The sequence below is a fragment of the Paenibacillus lautus genome, from assembly GCF_050482385.1.
Taxonomy (GTDB): Bacteria; Bacillota; Bacilli; order Paenibacillales; family Paenibacillaceae; genus Paenibacillus_AQ; species Paenibacillus_AQ lautus_B.
Genome location: NZ_JBCNHV010000017.1, coordinates 99971 through 122971, shown reverse-complemented (window position 1 = coordinate 122971; position 23001 = coordinate 99971). Strand labels below are relative to the sequence as shown.

Annotated in this window: 23 protein-coding genes and 4 pseudogenes; 14 read left to right on the top strand and 13 right to left on the bottom strand. The window is 41.0% G+C overall.

Annotation, left to right across the window (positions count from 1 at the left end):
* The first annotated feature begins 391 nt into the window (after nucleotides 1–391).
* Nucleotides 392–568 (top strand): hypothetical protein, encoded by a 177-nt coding sequence (locus tag ABEW73_RS22180; protein WP_430169157.1) that lies wholly within the window; start codon nucleotides 392–394, stop codon nucleotides 566–568.
* 1050 nt (nucleotides 569–1618) lie between these two features.
* Here ABEW73_RS22180 and ABEW73_RS22175 read toward each other — a convergent pair.
* Nucleotides 1619–2341, bottom strand: coding sequence for a phosphodiester glycosidase family protein (locus tag ABEW73_RS22175; RefSeq protein ID WP_430169154.1), 723 nt, complete (start codon nucleotides 2339–2341; stop codon nucleotides 1619–1621).
* Nucleotides 2342–2484: 143 nt separating this feature from the next.
* Between ABEW73_RS22175 and ABEW73_RS22170 the strand changes: the two genes are divergently transcribed.
* Complete coding sequence (locus ABEW73_RS22170; RefSeq protein ID WP_430169151.1) at nucleotides 2485–3033, top strand: hypothetical protein; 549 nt, start codon at nucleotides 2485–2487, stop codon at nucleotides 3031–3033.
* A gap of 589 nt (nucleotides 3034–3622) precedes the next feature.
* On the opposite strand, the gene ABEW73_RS22165 is transcribed toward ABEW73_RS22170, so the two are convergent.
* Nucleotides 3623–3829 (bottom strand): YvrJ family protein, encoded by a 207-nt coding sequence (locus ABEW73_RS22165; RefSeq protein ID WP_430169148.1) that lies wholly within the window; start codon nucleotides 3827–3829, stop codon nucleotides 3623–3625.
* A 139-nt stretch (nucleotides 3830–3968) separates the two neighbouring features.
* Here ABEW73_RS22165 and ABEW73_RS22160 point away from each other — a divergent pair, with 139 nt between their 5' ends.
* The 3 genes from ABEW73_RS22160 to ABEW73_RS22150 all read left to right on the top strand — a co-directional run bounded on the left by ABEW73_RS22160 (nucleotide 3969) and on the right by ABEW73_RS22150 (nucleotide 4796).
* Nucleotides 3969–4175 carry a hypothetical protein gene (locus ABEW73_RS22160; protein WP_430169145.1) on the top strand — a complete coding sequence of 69 codons (207 nt, stop codon included), beginning with the start codon at nucleotides 3969–3971 and terminating at the stop codon, nucleotides 4173–4175.
* 72 nt (nucleotides 4176–4247) lie between these two features.
* Nucleotides 4248–4613, top strand: coding sequence for a hypothetical protein (locus tag ABEW73_RS22155; protein ID WP_430169142.1), 366 nt, complete (start codon nucleotides 4248–4250; stop codon nucleotides 4611–4613).
* A gap of 12 nt (nucleotides 4614–4625) precedes the next feature.
* Nucleotides 4626–4796, top strand: coding sequence for a hypothetical protein (locus tag ABEW73_RS22150; protein WP_430169140.1), 171 nt, complete (start codon nucleotides 4626–4628; stop codon nucleotides 4794–4796).
* On the opposite strand, the gene ABEW73_RS22145 is transcribed toward ABEW73_RS22150, so the two are convergent.
* The 4 genes from ABEW73_RS22145 to ABEW73_RS22130 form a co-directional block, all read right to left on the bottom strand.
* On the bottom strand, nucleotides 4789–5100 hold the full coding sequence (locus tag ABEW73_RS22145) for a hypothetical protein (protein WP_430169138.1): 312 nt from the start codon (nucleotides 5098–5100) through the stop codon (nucleotides 4789–4791). The genes ABEW73_RS22150 and ABEW73_RS22145 overlap by 8 nt on opposite strands.
* Nucleotides 5101–5784: 684 nt before the next feature.
* Entirely contained in the window at nucleotides 5785–6705 is a 921-nt protein-coding gene (locus ABEW73_RS22140; RefSeq protein WP_430169136.1) for a copper amine oxidase N-terminal domain-containing protein, read from the bottom strand.
* Nucleotides 6706–7724: 1019 nt separating this feature from the next.
* The gene (locus tag ABEW73_RS22135) at nucleotides 7725–8285 is read right to left on the bottom strand and encodes a stalk domain-containing protein (protein ID WP_430169443.1); all 561 of its coding nucleotides are present in this window, start codon (nucleotides 8283–8285) and stop codon (nucleotides 7725–7727) included.
* A 9-nt stretch (nucleotides 8286–8294) separates the two neighbouring features.
* Nucleotides 8295–8567, bottom strand: coding sequence for a stalk domain-containing protein (locus ABEW73_RS22130; protein WP_430169134.1), 273 nt, complete (start codon nucleotides 8565–8567; stop codon nucleotides 8295–8297).
* Nucleotides 8568–8860: 293 nt separating this feature from the next.
* On the opposite strand from ABEW73_RS22130, the gene ABEW73_RS22125 reads away from it, so the two are divergent.
* The gene (locus ABEW73_RS22125; protein WP_430169131.1) at nucleotides 8861–9286 is read left to right on the top strand and encodes a hypothetical protein; all 426 of its coding nucleotides are present in this window, start codon (nucleotides 8861–8863) and stop codon (nucleotides 9284–9286) included.
* 120 nt (nucleotides 9287–9406) lie between these two features.
* Here the strand turns inward: ABEW73_RS22125 and ABEW73_RS22120 are convergent, their stop codons facing one another.
* Nucleotides 9407–10003: a DUF3238 domain-containing protein gene (locus ABEW73_RS22120; protein ID WP_430169128.1), complete on the bottom strand. Its 597-nt coding sequence runs from the start codon at nucleotides 10001–10003 to the stop codon at nucleotides 9407–9409.
* Between the two features lie 1036 nt (nucleotides 10004–11039).
* Between ABEW73_RS22120 and ABEW73_RS22115 the strand changes: the two genes are divergently transcribed.
* Together ABEW73_RS22115 and ABEW73_RS22110 are read left to right on the top strand one after the other, a co-directional pair.
* A complete protein-coding gene (locus ABEW73_RS22115; protein WP_430169125.1) occupies nucleotides 11040–11387 on the top strand; it encodes a DUF4181 domain-containing protein in 348 nt (115 codons plus the stop codon).
* A 346-nt stretch (nucleotides 11388–11733) separates the two neighbouring features.
* Nucleotides 11734–12180 carry a hypothetical protein gene (locus ABEW73_RS22110; protein WP_430169122.1) on the top strand — a complete coding sequence of 149 codons (447 nt, stop codon included), beginning with the start codon at nucleotides 11734–11736 and terminating at the stop codon, nucleotides 12178–12180.
* Between the two features lie 229 nt (nucleotides 12181–12409).
* On the opposite strand, the gene ABEW73_RS22105 is transcribed toward ABEW73_RS22110, so the two are convergent.
* Nucleotides 12410–12676 carry a hypothetical protein gene (locus ABEW73_RS22105; protein WP_430169119.1) on the bottom strand — a complete coding sequence of 89 codons (267 nt, stop codon included), beginning with the start codon at nucleotides 12674–12676 and terminating at the stop codon, nucleotides 12410–12412.
* 51 nt (nucleotides 12677–12727) lie between these two features.
* Complete coding sequence (locus ABEW73_RS22100) at nucleotides 12728–13129, bottom strand: hypothetical protein (RefSeq protein WP_430169116.1); 402 nt, start codon at nucleotides 13127–13129, stop codon at nucleotides 12728–12730.
* A gap of 275 nt (nucleotides 13130–13404) precedes the next feature.
* On the opposite strand from ABEW73_RS22100, the gene ABEW73_RS22095 reads away from it, so the two are divergent.
* Entirely contained in the window at nucleotides 13405–13890 is a 486-nt protein-coding gene (locus tag ABEW73_RS22095) for a hypothetical protein (RefSeq protein WP_430169113.1), read from the top strand.
* 191 nt (nucleotides 13891–14081) lie between these two features.
* Nucleotides 14082–14534 (top strand): annotated as a pseudogene (locus tag ABEW73_RS22090) (SF0329 family protein); the annotation flags it as partial.
* 70 nt (nucleotides 14535–14604) lie between these two features.
* Here the strand turns inward: ABEW73_RS22090 and ABEW73_RS22085 are convergent.
* From ABEW73_RS22085 to ABEW73_RS22075, 3 genes and pseudogenes are all read right to left on the bottom strand, one after another.
* Nucleotides 14605–14727: pseudogene (locus ABEW73_RS22085) on the bottom strand (IS3 family transposase); the annotation flags it as partial.
* A gap of 176 nt (nucleotides 14728–14903) precedes the next feature.
* Entirely contained in the window at nucleotides 14904–15254 is a 351-nt protein-coding gene (locus ABEW73_RS22080; protein WP_006208367.1) for a hypothetical protein, read from the bottom strand.
* Nucleotides 15255–15295: 41 nt separating this feature from the next.
* Nucleotides 15296–15883 (bottom strand): hypothetical protein, encoded by a 588-nt coding sequence (locus tag ABEW73_RS22075; RefSeq protein WP_430169110.1) that lies wholly within the window; start codon nucleotides 15881–15883, stop codon nucleotides 15296–15298.
* Nucleotides 15884–16433: 550 nt separating this feature from the next.
* Between ABEW73_RS22075 and ABEW73_RS22070 the strand changes: the two are divergent.
* Both ABEW73_RS22070 and ABEW73_RS22065 read left to right on the top strand, forming a co-directional pair.
* Nucleotides 16434–16854 (top strand): annotated as a pseudogene (locus ABEW73_RS22070) (transposase); the annotation flags it as partial.
* A gap of 715 nt (nucleotides 16855–17569) precedes the next feature.
* Nucleotides 17570–17676, top strand: a pseudogene (locus tag ABEW73_RS22065) (SF0329 family protein); the annotation flags it as partial.
* A gap of 41 nt (nucleotides 17677–17717) precedes the next feature.
* Here the strand turns inward: ABEW73_RS22065 and hcp are convergent.
* Nucleotides 17718–19403 carry a hydroxylamine reductase gene (hcp, locus tag ABEW73_RS22060; protein WP_430169107.1) on the bottom strand — a complete coding sequence of 562 codons (1686 nt, stop codon included), beginning with the start codon at nucleotides 19401–19403 and terminating at the stop codon, nucleotides 17718–17720.
* A gap of 207 nt (nucleotides 19404–19610) precedes the next feature.
* Here hcp and ABEW73_RS22055 point away from each other — a divergent pair, with 207 nt between their 5' ends.
* Together ABEW73_RS22055 and ABEW73_RS22050 are read left to right on the top strand one after the other, a co-directional pair.
* Nucleotides 19611–20633, top strand: a complete 1023-nt coding sequence (locus ABEW73_RS22055; protein ID WP_430169104.1) for a 2-oxoacid:acceptor oxidoreductase family protein — start codon at nucleotides 19611–19613, stop codon at nucleotides 20631–20633.
* Nucleotides 20630–22927, top strand: coding sequence for a thiamine pyrophosphate-dependent enzyme (locus tag ABEW73_RS22050; protein ID WP_430169101.1), 2298 nt, complete (start codon nucleotides 20630–20632; stop codon nucleotides 22925–22927). Before ABEW73_RS22055 ends, ABEW73_RS22050 begins: the two co-directional genes overlap by 4 nt.
* Nucleotides 22928–23001: the final 74 nt, after the last annotated feature.

The following is a 23001-nucleotide window of genomic DNA, read 5'->3' as shown; positions in this document are numbered from 1 at the left end:
AATAAGAAATGAAAACTACAACACGCGAACTGAGTAATGTGGAGAAGGACAATGTTAGTCAGAGTTTGAGAAAGAATAAAGAGGTTGAGTCTATCATTCAACACTTTATGAGGAAGGTCGGTATGCAGCATATGAATCGCAGCGACAAACCCATCTCAATTGAGAGGTGCTTTCTTTGTGGCGTGCAGCGGGATCCGAAGACGCTATGGCCGATTTCGCTTGCGAACCTGTGGAGTCATGGGTCGAAGCATCGGTTAGGAGCGGAATGGATATGCTGTACAATCCAAATAAAAGGAGTATCGGATCGGCCAGTACGACAAGTCCACGCTTGGCTGGTTATCCTTCTGAATCAATACATCTTATGAGAAGGCAGTGAAAGGATGTTAACCGCATGATAGGGCTTATTGCCGTTGCATTTGGCGAGATGGAAGCATTTATCGTCTTTAATCTACTATTTGATTGTTTATATCTGCTTAGCAGAACGGCCGGCCATGGATTTTACCGCTGGATGAGTCATGATTTGGATTTTTTGATCGTGTTGTCCTATCCGTTTTTTAGACTGACTTAGTACATAGCAAGTCTTATTTATAAGTGTCTCTTATTCCGTAGGATTAATGATTCTCAACAGCCGTTACATACTTCTAATTCTAAAAAAATTAAAATCAAGTGTGTTTTGTCACTTAACTCGGATCGGACCGCATCCTATCATGGGAGAAGGGACTTTCATCACCTAGTTAATCGATGAGTGGTACACTAAAACAAAGCCTGTCGTTTGCCGACAGGCTTTTAATTATGCTCAGCAATTTAATTATGTCATTTCATAATAATAACCTTTCAATATCACCTGGTTTGTATCCTTGGTCACTTCTAGGTTAGCGAGTTCATCTCTCGGAAATTGTTTTGGAAAAGGTGCCACTGGATGGAGTTATCTACCATGTAAGAATTCATAAACACGAGCTTCAAGCGTAGACGGAGACGAAGACTGCCCGAGTTGAAGCTTTCATGCATCGAAAAATGAATCGTTATTTCAAGTAGAAAGTTGCTCAGCTTTTAGGTAGCTTCTCCTCATCAGTCCATACCGCAAATCGTAAAAGGGGCGAAAAATGACATGGCCGTGAAATTAGTGCGTAACATGATAACCAGTTATCAGCGTGAAAATACTCGGATCTGGATTGAGCCAACATCATTGGAAGCAGCCGGATTTACAGTTGGGGACAAGGTGTGAAGCAAACGATTACACGTATGCGATTTTGACTCGCAGCGATTCCATGGAGCGCACGATTTCCAATCGTAAACGTCCTAGCTAGGCTCAGCCTCGGACATTGTACGAAGCATGTCAGAGGTGACGGCTGTCATCCATCGGGAACGAATTGATCTGTTGATTAGTGACGGAAGGATTGTCATTCGGGAGGGAACGTATCTAGTGCTACAAGAGACCTTCTGTGCGACAATAAGCAAATCACAATAAAAATAACTGCGAAGGCCCCTCCCAAAAGAGAGGCTTTTCACAGTTTCATTTTAGAAATATATAACAATATATGTTAAAAAAATTTAAAACAACCGGATTTATTTAGCAACATCCTGAATTTGATAACGTTATTACTTATATATGAAGAGATTAAACCCAAGTTGCGTTGACAGTCACAATGCTATAAATATTGCGACCTCCACCATTCTTAACAACAGTCTGATCAGCCTTTTTAGCTCGAAGTTGTGTTGCCGAACTACCGTCAAGCATAACGGCACTTGAACAATTCAAGGATTTCATGACTACTCGCACATCCCACGGAGTAGCATTTAGAATATTTGCTAAAATAACTTTTTTAGTAGAACTATTGTAACCAATTGCTGCACGATCTGAATTAGCTGCTGGAGAAACGGCATTCACAGACTGACCATGTTCATTATCTACCAGCCTTTTTGTCAACGTTTTGCTATCAATAATACTAGAATCATTAAGGTACAAGCCCAGTCCACTGATGGCCCATTTAATGTAGTTAGGACTGATACCATGTTTATTTGGTAGATCTGCGATCTGGAGCAGTTGGTATACACCTAACTCATGAGCAGCATTTGCATTTTGCTGTAAGCAAACCATGGTTCCTCGTTGGTAAACAGCGCTACTCCCTGCTTCTCGGACGCTGTGACCAAATTGAGTACAAGCAATACCAAATACTTTTTTTAACTTATCATCAAAGAATGTCCCGTTGATTCCGAATTTGGAGCTACTACTCAATACTGCGCCACCCAAATCTTCAACATTAATCGCTTCTGGATCTGCAGCAATATAGTGAACTGTCTTTCCGCCGATTGTACTGTTGTAATATTTAGCTTGTGCCATTACTATCACTCCTTCTTTTTGTTTAACTTAGAGGGTATCTGATTCGAAAATGTACCCTTCATCTTCGAATCAAACGTAAGCTATGAACACATTATATAATATAGCGTAACGTTACGCAATATAATTATTGGAGGGATTTCCTTATGCGTATTTTTTTTATTGCAATCCTGTGTGTTTGTTTCATCTTAACAGCATGTACGAGTAACTCTGAAAAAACGAATAGTGGCTCCAATCATGATCCAACATCACAGACTCAAGAACAAGAAAACTCTGAGGACACGAACCCAAGCAATAGTGGGCTGGTTGAGGATCCAAAAGAAGTGAATATCAATGAACTCGGCCCCTTCAAAAAAGGACTCTCACTAGATGAAATGAAATATGATGAGAAATATCAAGATATCGTTACCATATTCAAAGAGAATTTAACTGCATGGGCAGCGAAAGATAAAACTGCATTTAAAAATAGTTTTATTTCGGAGGATGTAGCGGATAGTCAACTGTTTTTACTTGAAAACGATGAAGACTTTGAATTTGTCGGCACACCTTATATAATCGACCAGTTCTCCGAAAACGGAAGAATTAACATTGTGTTCTATTACAGAACAAGCGGAGATGAAAAAGAACTTAAGATGCACACCACAACATTTGCAAAAAATAAAGATGATTCATGGAGAGTTGCGCTAATTGATTAGGGATTAGATGAAGTCTTATTGACTTAATGGGTTGAAGTATTATTAATAGGGAAAGTTAAAAAGACTGTGAATATATCATATGAATTTCTAAATGATCACATATAATCACGGTGTTAACGGGTAGATCAAAGGTCACTTGCAAAATAATATGCTCCCATCATAGTAGACAGTAGAATAAACAAAACTCTACTTTGGAGTAACCCACTGGACGAGAGCTAGAGATCCAACTTAATCCATTTGCTAATTTGTGAAGAGGACGATTTTATCGATCCTTTTTTTGTTTATCATCCTATTTTACGTCTTCGAAAGCCTTCATTAGATTATTTATAGCTTAAGCGCGGTAAAACAAGAAAAACCACCGGGAATAGGTTGGTAACCTTGCAATCCGGTGGTTTTCATAAATGATGATATTCTCGCGTGGTCGCCAAATGGCCTTTGTTAAAGTCACGATGTGACCAGCATCGTGACTTTTTTAGTTTGCTGTTTTCTCTAATTCAAGTAGACCACAAAAGATAATCCTTTACACAGACTTGTTTAACAGATGCTTATTTAACCTATGTTATTTCCGATTTAGACTAGACATGTGGTATTAACTATCATCTTTCTTATCTTGAATATTACCTTGATGATATGTTCTGACAAACAGGTTCATTGTTTTATCAAGTTGGCCCAGACGTTTTTCTAAGGATTCCATTTGTTTGTTGAATTTTACTAAAATTGTTTGAAGAAGAATGAGGGATAAGGCAATTGGAAAACCGACATTGCCAACCAACTGGACAATTGACTGAATATCCATAAAGATTCCTCCTTTCAGTATATGATTCTTTTATTGTAATATATAGCGTAACGTTACGCTATATTTTTTTGTTGTGGTAACATCAAATATATGTTATAATAACATAAAATATATGTTGAAGATAAAGGAGGGCATGTTGGTGCCAGAAAAAGAAAAAACCCCGAGGCTTACGGTTTATCTTCCTGATCCATCTAAAAGTGAACTAGCTCAGATGGCAAAGAATACTGGATTGTCTCAGACACAACTTGTTGTAATGGCAACTCATAGCTTGTTAGCGAATTATAGAGCGAAAGGCGATGCCATTTTTACTGGATTGTTGAGCATTGGTTCAATAGAAAACAAATGACGAAAAAGCCAATACATATTGTGGGACGTAACGAAACACTATATAATTACAACAGCGATAAGGAGGGTGATTATGAAATATACAATTAATCTATTTGGTTACAATGTGGACTGTAAAATGAGCATAGGAAGTGAAGGCTTGAGCATTGAAATACCGGAAGAAAACCAAAACGCATTAAGGCAATATTTAATACGTGTGCTTCCCAAATATGGAAGAACGGCCACTAATGATTCATCTTTAGAAACCTTAATAGAGCTTGCCATAGATGCTGAGAATACATTAGATGGCCATATGGTAGAACCCAAACTAAAATTACCCTATGAGTTCCAGCCCGAAATTAAGGAGAAACTGATCAAAGCAGCTGCACTTCAGGATATATCGGCAACACAATTGTTAATACGTATTATCGAAAAAAAGTATCAAGAAGTAATGGAATAGGAGGAAAATACTTTGGCATATGGAAATAAGGTGAAATTTCATTATGACGTACCGGCATATATTAAAAAGCAATTAGCTGAAGCTGCTAAAAAACTAAACATGACCGCAACAGATCTATTATCAAAAACGATTGAAGAAGAATATGAGCGCATTATAAAGGAAAAAGAAAAGGAAGTTAAATAAAATCAAGCTCTTCAAGGAAAGTTCCAAGAAATTTGAATTGTTCTAAATCAATGATCTGATAAGAGTAATCACTATCCAAATTGTCACATGAAAAGAAATGACAAATAGTGTGCGCTTCCATTTTGTTATACTCTATAAGATAGACACAAATATTTGGAGTTTTCTTTTCTATTTTGTAATAAAATTGAGATGTAGGGCTTGATTCAATAACCCCTATAATATGTAGATATGCTTCATACGATAATAGCGGCGGTTGTAACGAATGATAGTTAAGCTTAGATAAGTTGATTTCATAGATTGCCATAAGTCCGACGCCCCCTTTTTTTGTGGTTAAATGGATCTGAACCAGGTTTGTTAATTATTCCAAACATACGTTCGCGTGTTAAGGGTGAATTTTCCTTAGATGTATATTTCTTACGATAATTCTGATGAAAAAGTTTCAGTTCTCATGGTTACAGTATTGCAATATAATTACTTTTTTGTTTATGAGTAGTATATCATAATACGTGACGATACGGAATATTAATTGCTGCTTTCATGCTTGTGACTCGGATGGAATTTGGGGCCGCATTAATGAATCAATAGTTCAACCATGCAGAAAAAACAACAAAGGACCCTTGGGTCCTTTGTTGTTTTTTCTTAATACAATACTAAATTCAAAACAAAGTAAGTAAATGGAAACACGGTCATCGGTGTAGGTATCTGCAGCTGAGAGAAGGTCCATATACACTATCTGCTCTGGCCACTTACTTTGGCTCGGCCAAAACCATGCTAGTGAACATGTAGTACAGAAGCCATACCAAACATCAATCCAACAGTCGGAAATGGAGTAATTTACATCTCCGATGACTTCAACAGTGAAATAATCAGCTAGTCCATATTCATTTGCCTTTTATTTCTTTTCTTTTGAGAAGTGGTTTAAGTTTTAAACAAATAAAGATGACGCCTGAGTTTACCAAACGTCATCTCTTTGTGTGAAACTATAGAATTATTCTTCAGGAATATCGACGATAATATAATTTTCGTTCACTTTACTTTGCTCAACTTTCTGATCTTTAAATATGACATCATTCCAGTTTTGTTTGTTAATTAGGCTATAGCCCGTTGACCCAACATGAGGCATCCAACGGAAGCTTGCAAAGGTTGTATCCTTAAATGATGGAAGTGTTCCAACTTCATCTGTTAAAGCTCTATTAATAAAATATAGGTCGTTTTCTGTGCTTGGTTTATCACCTAAGAGGCCCTGCCATTTCAGATAAGCCGTATTGTTAGAAATTTTATAGTAACTAACTACGTTGTTATTTACTTCTACAAACTGGTCAGATACTTGTTCAGGGAAATAATATTGAACACTAAACGTATCCAAAGACGGCTGAAATCCTTTCGATAGTTGAGAAGCTCTTGGCAAATTTATTGCTGCATTTCTTGCAGTACTAAGTTCGTCGCTTTTATAATCATTAGTTAGTTTTGAACTAGCTTTTGTGATAAATGCGGTTTGGATCGACTTATTCCACGTTACGGAGCTGCTCATTGCTTCTGTAACAAAACGCAAAGGAATCATCGTCTTTCCTTTATGGATGAACGGAGCAGAGCTAAGTTTTACGTTTTCACTATTCTTTTGTGCAGTTGTTTTATTGATCGTGAGTATTAAATTAGTCTCTTTTCCTTTTACGGTTACTTGCTTTGTCTTATTGTTCCACTTAAATGTTAAATCGTCTAAAGTCTTGGCTCCAGTTAAGGTAATAAACACTTGGTTATTTTTTAGAAGTATGTCTTCAGAGGAAAGATTTGTATTGTTGATGATTACATGTGTATCCTTATTTGAAGCTGCTGAAGATATGTTGTTATTTGGAACAATTAGAGCCGCTGCACATAGCATCGCGATTGAGACTTGCGATATTTTTGTCATTAGTTACCCTCCTAATATTCTGAGTTCATAAATATAAGACGTAAAAAAAAAGACGTAAAGTTAACGAGGATTTATCAATTAAATTCCTTTTTGAATCATCGGCAGAAAAAAAATACATTTTTTATACTATACTACATCGCGTTACGTTACGTAACGTTTTATCATATTGCAATATCAATCCATTGAAATCATAGCAGCGCGGGATACGCTGAAAAGATTTCTATCCTAGGGGGAAAATAAAAATTGAGGAGTTGTTATATAGTATAGACATTTAGGTATGGTAACCCAGACTACATCTAAGTCATGGAACGGAATTCAAGCTGAAATTGTTCTACCAGCTACAGCCAATACTCCTGTGTATGGCTACATTGTCTGGTACTTGGGATTGGGGGCAGCTGGTATTGAAAGTGGTATTTCTAAACTAGCAGGCGAAGGCTATAAGATATTCTTGGGTGGGGTAGGTCTAGAGTACAAATCTAAGCCTCTTGCAGTCTATGATGGCCAGCGAGTTCGTTTGAAACTTTACCATTACACTAAGTCTGATCAACGTTATGTAGATATTCTTGTGAATGATGCGGTACAACATTCATCCGCCTTCACAGCAGCTACAGAAAAGGCAGTCGGCATTAAAGATGTAGTGAAAATGGTCCATGGGGTTGAGGACCAAGGACACTGTAATTATACCCAAGCAAGTTTCTGTTCAGCTACGTACAGGTACCGGATCCACTTATACTCCTTGGACAGCTAGCGTAGGGCATACATTTACAAGAAAAGAGCTGAATGGAAGCGACCCTGGTATGCTTAGCACGATGACAGTTCACTCACAGTTGCCTTTAAGTACTTCTTTAAAAGTAGCTCGCTAAAATCCTTTTCATTAGTTTTAGATGGGGCGCTAATTTTACGGGTTATTCTGCTGTCCCACTTTCTACGAGTCTTAGTGCAAAATAATGCAAAATAGGGCAGTATGAAGCTATCAAAGGATAGCTTCATACTGCCTATTGCTTTCAATTTGCTTAGTTTTAACCTTGAATTGGGTATAAATCATTTAAGTTTTCAATATCCTTGCTTCCAAGTATGGTCTCTTTTCCATCTGTAGAGATGCATCCATACTGGGACTGCCCTGCATGTTCAGAGATGGTATAAAAAAATAACCGGTCATTGATTTTAGGACGTTGCCCTACTTCACTTGATATTCCGCTCTTTGTTTGAAACCAGATTTTATTTTGATTTCCACCCAGTTTTCCACTCCATGTATGCCATGCTGAATTTGATTTAACTTCGTAATAATCGACAATACCGTTTTTTATTGTAAAAAATGAATTTGATTTTCCTTCAGGAAAGAACAATTGAAAATAGCCAGCGCTGCTTTCTCCTGGAGTAAGTTCTTTTAAAGTGGAAATTTTCGGGAGGTTAATCGCAGTTACACGAGCCTTAGTTATATCAGCCGAATCCAGATTTGCTTTTGTCTTGTCATTTATCTTTGCCACATGAACAGTTTTTGTATGAGGATTCCAAGCCACATCACTATTGAAATTCTCCGCTATGAAGCGAATAGGGACCATTACACGACCATTTTTAATTTGCGGAGACTACGAATGAGTTTGACTTACACGCAAGGTTAGTTGCTTGCCTGGGTCAGCAATGACAAGTGTTTTAGTTTTGTTATTCCAGCTTTTAATGGCAAGTCCTTCAATCTGTTCAATACTTCTCAACGGAACATAAGTAGTGCCTTTTTGAACAAAAGGAGCAACGTCTGTTTGAACGTGCTTGCCGTTAACAACGACTGATATAGGTGTAGCTGCTTGTGCCGTTGTTACAAAAAATAAGGCAAAGCAAGTGAGAAAAAATGATTTCCATTTCATATGGATCATCCTTCTTGGTTATTTTTGGTTAAATACATTACATTTAGTATAGACGCGGAATAAATGTAAAATGTTTCGTTTTGATTTAATTTTTTTGATTTGTTTGTAGATAATTTTAAAGGGATGCCATATGCAAACAAACAAATAGGCCATTTTATGGACATTGGAAATTTTTGGTTAGATTTTTCTTTTGCTCAAATATAATAATAGCGTATAATTGGTAAATGAGGGGATGATTATGTAATATGGTGATTCGATAGGATTTTCCCATATAGAAAAAGGAGTGTCATATGATGAAACAGCGAGTCTGGCTATATCCAATCCTTTTGATTCTTAGTTACTTTATTGGTGTTCTTTTGTTTAGGGGAGCGCATTTTGTACTTAATATTGATGAAAGAAGCGAATATCACCTATTGTATCCAGGTATCATTGCGTTTTATATTTTCTTGATTACACCGTTATATATTATCATCACCTATGTTTTTCGTTCCGTTCTCAAAAAGCATTCGATATTATTGCTTACAATTATTCTAATTATTATTGGTTTCCTTCCATCGTTGTTAGTCCCCTTTTTCGGAGGAATGGGGTTTGGTTATCTCAATGTTAACTATTTTGGTTCAGAGATGGCTATATTACTTTATTCGTTCTATACCGGATCGGCAATAGCGTTTTCATTGGGATCGACAATTATTGAGCGGATGCTTCAACAAAAGTTATAGCATGAAAGGTACCAGTTAAGCTCTGAGAAATTCATTTTTGTTCTCATTTAAACTCAAAATTCCATGTTCCGTTGCTATATGGCAACAGAACATGGAATTTTTTAATGCCTTACGACTGATTTACTTTGTAACGTTTACTTCATGAGTGAACTTAATTAATCCCGTGTAAACATTTTCACCATGATCGTTAGGATCATATCTATGCAAGGCCAGGGGATAGTTATCATCAACTTTTTTCCATACCTCATGAGCTGGGTACTTATCATGTTTGCCAGTTACTGTTACCCGACCGTCTTTATAGACACGAACACTGTATTCCCAGTCTATGTCTGGTGACGGATTAAATGTTGGAATATTAACAGCTGCACGGAGTTTGAAGTCCGCATAATCACCATTCGAAGCAAAGCTAGAAGATGTCATCTTTACCCCGTCAGTGGATGCTTGACCGGTAATATCGGGGCGGATAATTTCTCCGGTTTGTCGGTCAACCGTTCTTTCAATGGTTGGTCCTACACCAGGAAAATGATTAATTGTCTTGTTTGTAAAATTAACGTTAACATGAGAACATAGCTTCCAGAGTTTAGGGTTATTTAAAGTGTCCCATAAAAATGTGCGGTTGTTTCCGTTATAGAGGATTTTTACCGCGCTGGTTTGCATAAATACAATCCAATCTTCTGGAATAAATGCAGTTACACGAACTTGGACAACGTTTGCCATATAAATCACTCTCCATTAATATTGTATTTTGTAACGTAACATAACGAAATATAGATGGGCATTATCTGCCGACTGTGGGATATCAGCATGAGGTTATGGTATATCCCTGTACCATAACGCCGAAACAGTCAGTAGTTACCCTACGTAGATTATATAATACTACGTAACGTTACGCAATATAAAAATTGAAAATCATTAATTTTTTTAATATATTCTCAGGAATGGAGACCTATTCATTTATCATTCATTGGTTAACAACCTAACCGATAATCCCCCAGTTCGTTCAGTCGGGCAGGGAAAGCGACTCACAGGCTCTTCGCAGCAAGCTGCCAAGAGCCTGTAGATTCCATTTCCCTTCTCATCCTCCTTTGCGTTCCAAAGCCTTTCGATTAAGTACATACGAATCTTTTGAAATTCAAGAGTTATAAAGAATGTGTTTATGTCACTGTGGTTCTGGATATTTTTAAGGAGAGGACTGGAGGGATCTAAATGTGTGGAAGATACGCTAGTAAGCAATTTATCTCAAATTCTAGAAAGATGTGAACAGCGTTGAGTATGAGTACAAACCTCGTTATAACATAGCGCCTTCTCAAACGATCGCTGTCATAAATGGGAGCAGTGGAAAAAGAGTAATGGAAGGATATAGATGAGGGCTTGTTCCATTTTGGGCCAAAGATATTAAAATTGGCTACAAGATGATTAATGCTAGGGCAGCTGCACCATCATAACAACAAAACCAAGCGATTTAGTTGCCAATTCATGATCGAATGTCGGTAATAATGAAGAACAAGACGGGCAGATATTTGGTTGGATCCGGATGTTACTAATAAAGAAAAGCTTCAAGAGATAGGGTAACGACAACTGAGAAACTTGAGTAATGTCAAGGATTTACTCGATCGGGATTGATTATGAGCTGATATGATTGACATACAATGGAACCGTACCCATTTGTGAATCGTATTATGTTAAAATGAGTTAAACTGTAAAATTGTAGTTTAAATAATTTATTTTTGATTAGAGAATAAGGGGGGATTTGATGGACGTCGCTGGAATTTTCGTGATTCTAATGCTGACACAGTTGGTGCTACGGAAATTTATGGTTGTAGAGGAGGATAGAATATCGGATACAGAAGGAGATACAGTTTATCTTCGTGGAAATGTAATTATGGTTATTGTAGTCGTAGGAGCTGCTATTCTGGGTATTACTGGAGTTATAACCTGGATCATATTAACAAAAATCTGGCTTGTTGCTTTGACTATTTTTCTTGGGTTCAGAAGTTATATGCAATGGAAATACATTCCGCACACAAAAGAACACCATGTAACATTAATAATACTTGTCGTTAGCGGAATCATTACACTTTGGGTTGTTCCATTGAAATAATAACTCTATGGATAGAAATGTCCTTAAGTTCTAACTAACGGATCGAGCTTGATGATGAGTATTACAATTAAGAGGCCAATTATTATGAACCCAAAAATAAACGCAACAATTTTTAAAGTATTGTTTTCTGCTCTCAGATGACTGTAGAGTAAACTCTACATACATCTCAATGCTCTTTCGACATTAGAAAGGGGCATTCTTTTTTTATAAAAAATATATTGCGTTACGTTACGCTATATTATATAATGTGTTCAGAAAGATCGATAACACAATAAGTTGAGGGATACAATTTATTGTTGTTATTATCCCATCGCTCTTTCAGATAAAAAATTAGGAGGAATAATTTATGGATTATCGGGAGTATGTTGAAAGAACACAATATAGCTACGATGACGCGGTAAAAGCTAGAGAGTTGACTTTTGAAGTCTTTTACAGTCTCCATCATAATACTGGTCAGAATGCATTAGAGTACGCTCTTCGACTTGTTAATGGTGCTGCAATTCTGTTAGGATTGATTTTTATTCGAAGAACACCGGCTAGTATTGCTTCAGCTACTTATCAAATTTGGCATAGTGGATCGAACACGGATCATTTTAAACAGGCAATAAATGTTGGGAATAGAGAGTTGCAGTGGCTTGAGTTATGGATGAAGAATCGTCCACAATATGATGCAGTTGAGATGGAAACAGTCTACCATGAGTATCGTCTTGGCAGTGAGTGGGTTCGCTATCCAGTCAATCGAGGTGCAATCACTCGTGTTCGGAAAGACGGAGTTTGGCAGGGTGCATCTTAATTAGAGGTTGAATTTAAAAAATACAAAGGAACTGGCCAAGTGGCTAGTTCCTTTTAAAGTTGCGCATTAGAGCTGGAACATGTTGCCGGATCAATGGAAAGTATACAGTGAAAAAGAAGACGGTTGAAGTTGTTTATGTAATTGGCCCATCTGGATCTCCCTGAGCGATCGGCTATTATGTACGCTACACAGAAAAAAAGGACGGGGAACCCCCGTCCTTAAATACCCTTTATGCCCAAGAAGAAGGTGTAGCCGCAACCATGTTGTAAACACCCATGGTTGCTCCCACGTTAATAGGCGTGTTACTTGCTGATGTTTTACCTTTAATTTGAGAAGATGAACCAGAATTAAGCATAACACCTTCCGTGCATCCCAAAGCGATCAAAACACCACGAACTACATAAGCTTCTGCGCTACGAATGTATCCCATAATTACTCGTTGATTAGAAGGTTTGTAACCAATAAATGTACGTGGACGTCTAATACCAGGGCCCAAAGAGCCAATACCCCCTGGACTTTCTTCAGCGGTCACTTTGTCATAGTAGGCTTACTTACCCAGATTCCGACGAATATGAAGGCTCAAGTCTCCAATAGCCCAATTAATCCATTGTCTTGTGCCTGGATATTCCGTAACCTCTGTAACTACATGTTCAGAGCAAGTAATTTGCGAGGGTTGATCCTCTGCGTTATAACAGAAGAGCGTTCCTCTCTTGAAGCCTTTAGGAGTTCGCTCGCCACCATTCTTTACAGCAACTCCGTTAGGACCTATAGCAATACCAAGCAATTCATTTGCATTATTAAAGAATGTTCCATTAACACCTGAATAACTGGAATTAGCAAGATTACCACTGATACTTTCAACCGAAACATCTCGAACATCAGCCGAGATATAATATACGCCAGTTACTCCACCAACCGTTGTATTCTGTACAAAAGATGCTTGTGCCATAATTTTCATTCTCCTTAATATAGAGTAATTAATTAAAGAGAGGGTATGCACTTTGCTTGATGCACCCTAATATCAAGGAGTGGCTCTTTACGAATAGCGTAATATAATGTTGCGTATCGTTACTCAATATAAAATGCAACGTTTTCTCTCCCTTGCGTTCTTACATATATGCCAAAAATTACAAGTGGGATTCAACCTAATGAAAAATCTCTCTCGCGGTATTTTATCTTTATGTTTAATCGGAGCATTACTTCTCTCTGCATGCGGGAAATCAGATGACACTAACACTCTTTCCAATAGCGAAGAACTTACCAACACAACAAGCCCAGCAACTTCAACCAACAAACACAGAAAGTCTGATCGAACCAGCCGAGAAAGAAGCAATTACAGCGGCCGATTATAAGAAAGGCGTCTCAATTGACTTTGACAAATATAAAGGCAGCTACTTTGACGAAAACATTATCTCCAAGTTAAGGAACAATCTTGAATCGGTTGTGGAGAACAACAAAGAAAAGTTTAAAGAGAATCTGAATAAGAAGTCTTTGGAATCTATAAGAGAAGGCTTCTATTACACAAACGAAAGTGATCAATTTATGTTCTATGATTTGGATCTTATAGAAAAAGTCGATCAGCCAGAACAAATTAGAGTAGGCGTGCGGTTTGCAAAAAAATCCTCAGACGGGAGTATTGAAAATCAAGGTATTACCTACTTCTTTACTAAAAACGAAGCAGGAGAATGGGGTATTGAAAATATAGATTAAACCCCATACAAAAGGCGGCTCCCTCGTAAGGAGCCGCCTTGTTGTTGCTTAAGTAAAAAGAAAACTAATCCTCTCCTTCTATGCCTTCATACAGCTCCGTTATCGTCATGATCGGCAGTAATGCGGACTTCTGTTATTCATACTCTTAATTTTGTGGTCGGCTGCAATGATGCTTTCAATTTTTCAACACATGGATGGCCGTAGATAAAAAGAACATACTCAATATGAGTGATACAACGGGCTCAATCAGATGGTATCAGACGGAGCAGGAAATTAAGAATGATCCGGATATCCAAATTCCTATCAGCCATGATGAAATTGAAGCGATCAGAAAGGATACCAAGGGGACCGTACCCGAGGATCGTCTTAAAGTCATTGCAAGAAGCAGAAAAATTTCAGAGCTTGCAAAAGAGCTTTTGTCAGCACAGGCCGCATTAAGTAAATCCAATTTTGTCGTAGTAGCTACTACGTTTTTATCGATTTCTATAGATGAAAGCTTGGAGAGTAATGATATCTTATTGAATATTTTAGCTTTGGTGGACAGACGAGTTGGCAAAAAGCGAATTTTAAACATGAGCGAGAAAATGAAGTTAAAGCATCCCATTGGTATCTGTGATTATTATAGTAATGAATATAGCGCTTAATTTCTCGCTCAGTTTCGACTCTTTACGTGGTCTTTCATATGACCGAAAAAAGACTCCTAAGGAGCGTTATCTGCGCGTCGGTGACAACCAGACTGTTCAGTTGCTCCATTATTTCTTTCACTGGAATACCATCCAATCTCATTTCAATGGCTTTCTCCTTTACTTCTACCGGATAGCTGACTCTTGTTGCCAAAGCAAAAACACCCCCAAGGTGGTCTCCATATCTTACGACATGGTTATCACTTGAAGGTGTTTTAATTTGTCTTACGCTATAGGGTCAGTCCCGCTTGCTTCTTGGAAACCTTTTTCACTTTCTAGCCTTCATCTTTGAATGTTAGACCAGGGAAAACGTATCCGATGATATTATTTTTATTTTTTTTCGTAATAATATCCTCTTATTATCAACTGTTTTGTATCTTCGGTCACTTCCTCACCAATATCTCCTCTAACAACTTCCTCTCGTGGAAATTGTTTTGGAAAAGGTGCATAATAAAATTCTCCATGTTCAGTTACTACACTTTCCACCGGTTCTGTTCGAGCTTTTCTATCGTATTCAATTTTCCAATCTGGTAATGCTTCTTTTGGAGGAGTGGTGTCATTAATAGTCGAGTCTACAACTTGCTTAGTATCTATAAGTTCTCTGATTATAAAAAATGCGCCCATTAATACAAGACAACATGATGTAATGATTATAGATATTCTTAAACGCTTCTTGTTCATGATCATCACCCCTTCTAAGTTGTTATTAATTGTTAAAAAACTTAAAAGATACCATCAATATATCCATTTCCAGAAATCGCAAAGTCGTTCAAATTAGTCACCATTACTTGGTATGTACCAGGAGGTACGTTCCATATCTCTTTTGTTTCGTTCGTATGTGTAAATCTCCCATAGATGAGGGCTGGCGTTCCAAAATAATCTCTGTTGACGAGTGTATAATTCACAGAGGGGGCTTTGTTACTATTAGTAGCCCACTGAACAACAGTAATCTTGAATTTAGTTGCTGAAGAAGTGAATTCACCTGAGAAGTGGGCCCCACCAGATGGACCGGGTGGTTGCAAATTATCAAAAGCCCAAGACATATTAGCCATAGGTTTAATATTTCCTTCTGGTTGAGTTTCTGTGGGTTCTACCATCAATGATTCTATAGGAATAGCATTTCTTACTGCCTCGTGATATTCTTCCTCAGTAAGATCACTTAAAATTGAGTCTGAATTCACAATTTCAGAATATGGCGGAAAAAAATTTGCCAAATTGCTTTCAGCAGCCTCTGCATTAGGGGCGGTACCAGTGTATAAACCTACAGATGTCAATATAACTACCAACATTGTTACAAACATTTTTTTCATTGAAAATTCCTCCTCAATCGTTAATATGAAACGTGTACTATGTCACAACCTCCTATCATTTGGGAATATTTCACAAAACAAGTTTAACAGAAAGGTTTATATTTGCAAATAAAGTAATATATTCTCAATATTATATACGTTTTATCAACTTTGAGTCGGTGTAGTCGTACCTCTCGCCCCCTATTGATCTCGCATAAATTTAAATATTTTCTAGTCAAACCATAACCAACAACGTCTAGTGATATCTTTTGATAGTTAAGCCACAAGGGACTGGTCGCTGTTAGTAGTATCGGGTCTTTTGGGAAATCCCAATCCTTAAATTTCTTTTGTACGACCAGGAATTTTGTGTGAATCGGACATTAAAGGGTGAGTGAACGTGAACGATGAGAATAGTTGGAATTGAATATCCAGAAGTATGTCAATAAACCGAACTGTGAATGCTGGGGCATTCATGATTCGTTGGCCGGCTCCTATTCCGTTCTAAAATGAGCGGAGGAGAAAGAGGACAAACTTGATGAAGACCATGCATAGTTTAATGACGTTTGGAGAGTGCGCCGCTGGGCACAAACTACGGTTTGTTACGAACGAAAAGAAACGACGGAAAGTGGCTTTGAAATACGGAAACGATACTACTGGAGTGAAAGTTGTGAAGGGTGTCCGTTCAAAGCAACCTGCACGAAAGCCCAGGGGAACGGGGAAATTAGCGTAAGCTAAGATATCTATGTTACAAACAGCGAGCCCGAGAGAAACTTCGAAGTGAGAAAGGTTATGCGTTATCGGTTCGGCGGATGATCGAGCCCGAGAATGTGTTTGGGCAGTTGAAAAATAATCGGGGATTCCGGCGTTTTCTGCTTCGGGGGCTGAGTAAAGTGAGCCTAGAGGTCGGAAGGCATTCGCTTGCCCATAATCTGCTCAAGCAAGCGGCAACGGACCGAATAGCAAGAAATGGCGGGGCAAGGATAACATCCTGAGCACCGCCATTTCTTCATTTGACGCATTTTTTAATCTGACGAACCGTCCGTCAAGTGAGCAAACCTACTTATGGGAAAGCCCTTTCGTGATTAATATATCTCGATGATTTATAATTATATTTACTTACTCATTTAGAAAACGATTAGCTGATCTTGAAATGATAGATTTACTTTACTATCTCTCTTTGTACAATATTGGCAGCGAAAGGATCAGAATTACCCGCGTGTCCTAATATATTTTGGCAACTCTGGTCAATGCTATATTACCTATTATATATAGAAAGTCTACGGGGCGGCGGACATCCATTTGTGAGATAGGGTCAAAACACCAATCAAATTAAGAAGCCAGTCATCGGTAATCAATCGGCGACTGGTTATCGAACGGTCTGTTCAATGATTGCGAAGAGCCGGCAGGCCGTCATCCTGGTATCTTGTCCGGATCCGTCCGGAACTGTTCGGGACAGCCTGCAACTGCAGGCTGGTCACTGACCCACAATCACATAAAAATCACGCCATCATCATTTTTTACGAAGATTTTCCGTCGTCATTACAAGGAACTGTATGTCCTGAGAAATATGTTTTAAGAGGAAAGAGAGGGTCTTTTCAGATGTCTTCAATAAACGGAGCAGATGGATTGCGATCTCGATGTTCTGTGCTGGAGAATTGAGAAGGCCAATCAATTTATCATTCGTCGTCTTCTCTTTATAGAAGATGACGAGTTGGCAAAAAGCGAATGTTAAACATGGCCGAGAAGATGAAGTTAAAGCATCTCATTGTGTAGTTTTTTATGAACTGCGGCGCAGTACGCTAGAAAATTACTGAATTTTAAGAAAAAGAATGCCCCGGTGAGGGCATTCTTTTTTTTAGACACCAAGGAACATGTTCATGTCATCTTCCACATTGGTAATGCCGCCGATACCGAAGTTTTCCACGAGGACTTTGGCAACGTTAGGCGATAGGAATGCAGGGAGCGTAGGGCCCAGATGAATATTTTTAACGCCAAGATAAAGCAGGGCAAGCAGCACGATAACCGCTTTTTGCTCATACCAGGCAATGTTATAGGAAATCGGCAGATCATTAATATCCTCAAGGCCGAATACTTCCTTCAGCTTCAATGCAATCACGACGAGGGAGTAAGAATCATTGCATTGACCAGCGTCCAGGACCCGCGGAATACCGCCGATTTCGCCTAGATCCAGTTTATTGTATTTGTATTTGGCACAGCCTGCAGTTAGAATGACCGTGTCTGTTGGAAGTTCAGCCGCAAAATCGGTGTAATAGTTGCGGGATTTCATCCGTCCATCGCAGCCGGCCATGACGAAGAAGCGGCGGATCGCCCCGGTTTTCACGGCATCGACGACTTGATCGGCCACGTTCATCACAGCGGCATGAGCGAAACCGCCGATGATCTCACCCGTTTCAAGTTCCGTTGGAGCTGGGCATCCTTTCGCTTGCTCGATTAGTAGGGAGAAGTCTTTGGGAGCACCGTCTTTTCCTTCTGGAATATGGCGGACACCCGGAAACCCCGTGTTGCCTGTTGTATAGATACGGTCCTTATAACTGTCTTTCGGCGGAACGATACAGTTGGTCGTCATTAATATCGGTCCGTTAAAGGATGCGAATTCGCTATTCTGCTTCCACCACGCATTCCCGTAATTGCCTACAAAATGCTCATATTTCTTGAATGCCGGATAATAGTGGGCAGGCAGCATTTCACTGTGCGTGTACACGTCCACGCCGGTTCCTTCGGTCTGCTTCAGCAGCTCCTCCAAATCCTTCAGATCATGGCCGCTGATGAGAATGCCGGGCCGGTTTCTTACCCCGATATTGACCTTCGTAATTTCCGGATTTCCGTAAACCGAGGTGTTCGCTGCATCAAGCATCGCCATGGCGTTTACGCCGTATTTACCGGTTTCCATCGTCAAAGCGACGAGATCCTGCACTTCCAGGCTGTCGTCAAGCGTGGCGGCAAGGGCACGGCGCATAAAACGGTTTAATTCGTGATCATCCTTCTCCAGATGCAGCGCGTGGTACGTATAAGCAGCCATCCCCTTCAAGCCGTAAGTAATCAATTCGCGCAGCGAGCGGATGTCTTCATTACGGGTCGAGAGGACACCAACCGTACGTGCTTTTTCATCAAAAGAAGCTTCGTTATCCGCTTGCCAGACGGCAGCATCAGGGAGATTGGCGGTTCCTTCCGGATATTGTTCGTTATAATAGGTGCGCACCTCGCCGCGGAGCTCGATCGCTTCCCGGATTTTCCCCACAAAAACCTCGCGGTCAAAGTTGGCGTTCGTAATCGTTGCAAACAAGGAGTCCATCATAAACAGCGATACGCGCTGTTCAAGCACCTCCGGCAGCCGGACATCCAGACTGAGAAAAGAGATACCTTTCAGCAGATAGATCAGCAAATCCTGCAGGTTTGCCACATCATGCGGTTTGCCGCATACTCCGACAATGGTGCAGCCTGTTCCTTTGGATGCTTCCTGACATTGAAAGCAGAACATGGACGGCTGATGCTTTAAGGTCTCTTGGGCGTTGTTATTCATGATTTCTCCTCCAATTTCGTGATTATTTGTCGTAAGGTCAGTATAAAATTGCCTCGCAATTGGACTGTTGAAGACAGTATACTTCGCTCCCACAACCGGCATAGTGATTGGAATCACAATTTTTTAAGTTGTGAGTTTAATCACAAACCCGGTCCGTTTCTTCTTTTAAACTGGAATTAATGATCTAAGAAGAAATGAGGAGAGAACATGTCGATTTTGCCTCAAAAGAATGAACTGGGATTTTTCGAGATCCGTCTCGAATCCATCGGCGGGCTTGGCGCCAATCTGGCCGGAAAAATGCTGGCCGAAGCCGGGGTTACCGGCTCCGGACTTAACGGTTCGAATTTTTCCAGCTATGGTTCGGAGAAAAAAGGGTCGCCAGTGAAGAGTTTCGTAAGGTTCTGCGATCCCGAGGTGGAAATCCGCGATCACAGTCCCATTGAGCAGCCGCATGTCGTCGGTGTATTTCATGAAGCATTGTATAAAACGATAGATGTCATAAGCGGATTACAGCCTGATGGAACGGTGCTTGTGAATACGGCGCGAGACCTTTCCGAAGTGGCCGTGGATCTGAACATGACGCAGGGAACGCTGGCCGTAGTTGATGCGCTGAAAATTTCCGTTGAGGAAAAAACCAAAGTGAATACGGCCATGCTGGGAGCTTTGTTCCGGATTTGCAGCTTCCTAAACCCGGACGATATGCGGCAGGTGATCCGCACAACATTTGAGAAAAAGCTGCCCCACCTCGTGGAAGCGAATTTGCGGACCTTTGACAGAGGATATAACGAAGTCCAGTTCCTTTCCTTGGGAAATGGCTCAGAGCTTACAGACCCAATCGCTTTTGCAAGACCGCAGCCGATACTTGGATATGAAACGCAGGAGCTGGGCGGGATTCTGAACGTTACGGCGAACAGTGTCCTGAAGGATCTTAGCGGCTCCCGGCAGGGATATTTGCCAGAGTACAAGATCGAGGACTGCATTCACTGTGCCGCCTGCGATACGGTATGTCCGGATTTCTGCATCGTGTGGGAGAAGAAACCGGATAAGCGCGGGAATATGCAGATGTTTATGAAAGGTATCGATTATCAGTATTGCAAAGGCTGCTTGAAGTGTATCGAAGCTTGTCCGACCACCGCTTTAGCTGCCATGTTAGAAGAGCCGTATTATGCGGAGCAGCACCGTGTGCCGCAATCATTTCCCTATTTAACTGCGGAGGGAGTCCGATCATGAATATGCACATTCAAGAAACAACGGAGAACAAGCTGGCGGCCGCTCAAACGGCAGTCTTCGAATCGGGCAACGAAATGGCTGCCATGGCGGCTGCCCAGATTAACTATCACATTATGGGTTATTTTCCGATTACGCCATCTACGGAAATCGCCCAGTATCTTGACATGATGCGTACACGCGGCGAACATGACATCAAGCTGATTCCAGCTGACGGCGAACATGGATCGGCGGGGATTTGCTACGGTGCGGCCGCAGCCGGAGCACGGGTATTCAACGCTACCAGCGCGAATGGTTTCCTGTATATGATCGAACAGCTTCCTGTGCAGGCGGGCACACGTTTCCCAATGGTCATGAATTTGGTGACGCGTGCAGTCAGCGGACCGCTGGATATTCGCGGTGACCATTCGGATCTTTACTACGGCCTGAACACGGGCTGGGTGATTTTGACCGCCCGTTCACCGCAGGCCGTTTATGACATGAATATCATGGCGCTGCGTATCGCGGAACATGAAGACGTACGCCTGCCGGTCATTGTAGCTTATGACGGATTTTTTACATCGCACCAGAAACGCCGGGTACACATATTTACGAACCGGGAAACCGTTCAGGCGTTTGTAGGGGAAAAGGCGCCTGAATATCCACATGTGCTGGACGAGAACAACCCGATCGTTGTTGGGGCTTATATGAATGGCGACGATTTGATGAACAACCACTTCCAACAGTCAAACGCCATGTATCGTGCGGGCGAGGTGTTCAAGGAAGTGGCAGAGGAATACGCAGCTGTATCCGGAAGATCCTATTCGCCGCTTGACCTGTACCGAATGGAAGACGCGGAGGTGGCTTTGTTCCTGCTCAATTCGGCGGCCGAATCCTCCAAAGACGTCGTGGATCGGTTGCGGGCGAGAGGAATTAAAGCGGGCATAATCAGCCCGAATATTCTCCGGCCGTTCCCGGCAAGAGACATCCGCGAGGCGTTGACAGGTGTCAAAGCACTACTAGTTGGCGAGCGTGCCGATTCTTACGGCGCACACGGAGCCAATCTGACCCATGAGGTCAAAGCGGCCCTGCAGGAGATCCGTGGTCCGCAGCCTATTGTGCTGTCCCGCATATTTGGTCTTGGCGGGAAAGACTATTACGCGGATGACGCGGAAGCTTTTTTTGCCTTGACGATCGAGGCCATGGAGCTTGGGTTTGCCAAAGTGCCGTTTGATTATTACGGCCAAACACCGGGAGCTGAGGAGCAAAGGCTGCAGCCGGTCATTGCCCCGATGAATGGAGACAGCTTTAAATCTGGCCTGATCACCGTAAAGGTGGATGAAGAGACAAGTAAACTATCCGTTAAAGTGCCGCCGATGCGGGCGCTTGCCGCGAAACCGAAACGGTTTGCTTCCGGTCACGGAGCCTGCCCGGGCTGCGGTATTTTCCCGGCGCTGGAACTCTTTTTCAAAGGGATTGAAGGCAATGTCGTTACTTTATTCCATACCGGCTGCGCTTATATCACAACCACAGGTTATCCGTATAACTCGCATAAGCAGAGCTTCATTCATAATTTGTTCCAGAACGGACCGGCTACTTTATCCGGCACAGTAGAAGCGTTCCTTGAGAAGAAACGCCGCGGGGAAATCGAAGTTCCTGAGGACTTTACTTTTGTGATGGTGACCGGCGACGGCGGCATGGACATCGGGATGGGTTCGGCTATCGGGACGGCGCTGCGGGGCCATAACCTGATCATTCTGGAATATGATAATGAAGGCTATATGAACACCGGTGCGCAGCTTTCGTACTCTACACCATTAGGGCATATGACCAGTACGTCCGGTGTCGGCAAACAGCAGCAGGGCAAAGCGTTCCATCATAAAGATACGGTGCAAATGATGGCGGCGGCGCATATTCCGTATGTATTCACGGGGACGGAAGCATTCCCGCAGGATCTTGTGAAAAAGGCGGCGAAAGCGCAGTGGTACGCTCAGAATGTAGGTACTGTCTACGGCAAGCTGTTGATCACATGCCCGCTGAACTGGAAATCGAGCGACAAGGATGGGGAGAACATCGTCCGCGCGGCCGTGAATTCAAACTTCTTCCCACTGTACGAAGTGGAGCAGGGAGAAACGAACATTACGTACGATCCTGAAGCGAAGAAGAAACAGGTACCGCTCAGCGATTGGCTGAAATACATGGGCAAATCAAGGCATCTGCTCAAGGAAGAAAATAAAGAAATGCTTGGCGAATTTGAAAAAGAAGTGGAGCGGCGCTGGTCGATTCTGAAAGCGAAACACGATAACCCGCTGCTATAAAATATTCAATTCAGCATACTAGGATTACAACAACGGAGCGGGCATCATCCCGCTTCTTTTTTTGTTTATAAATT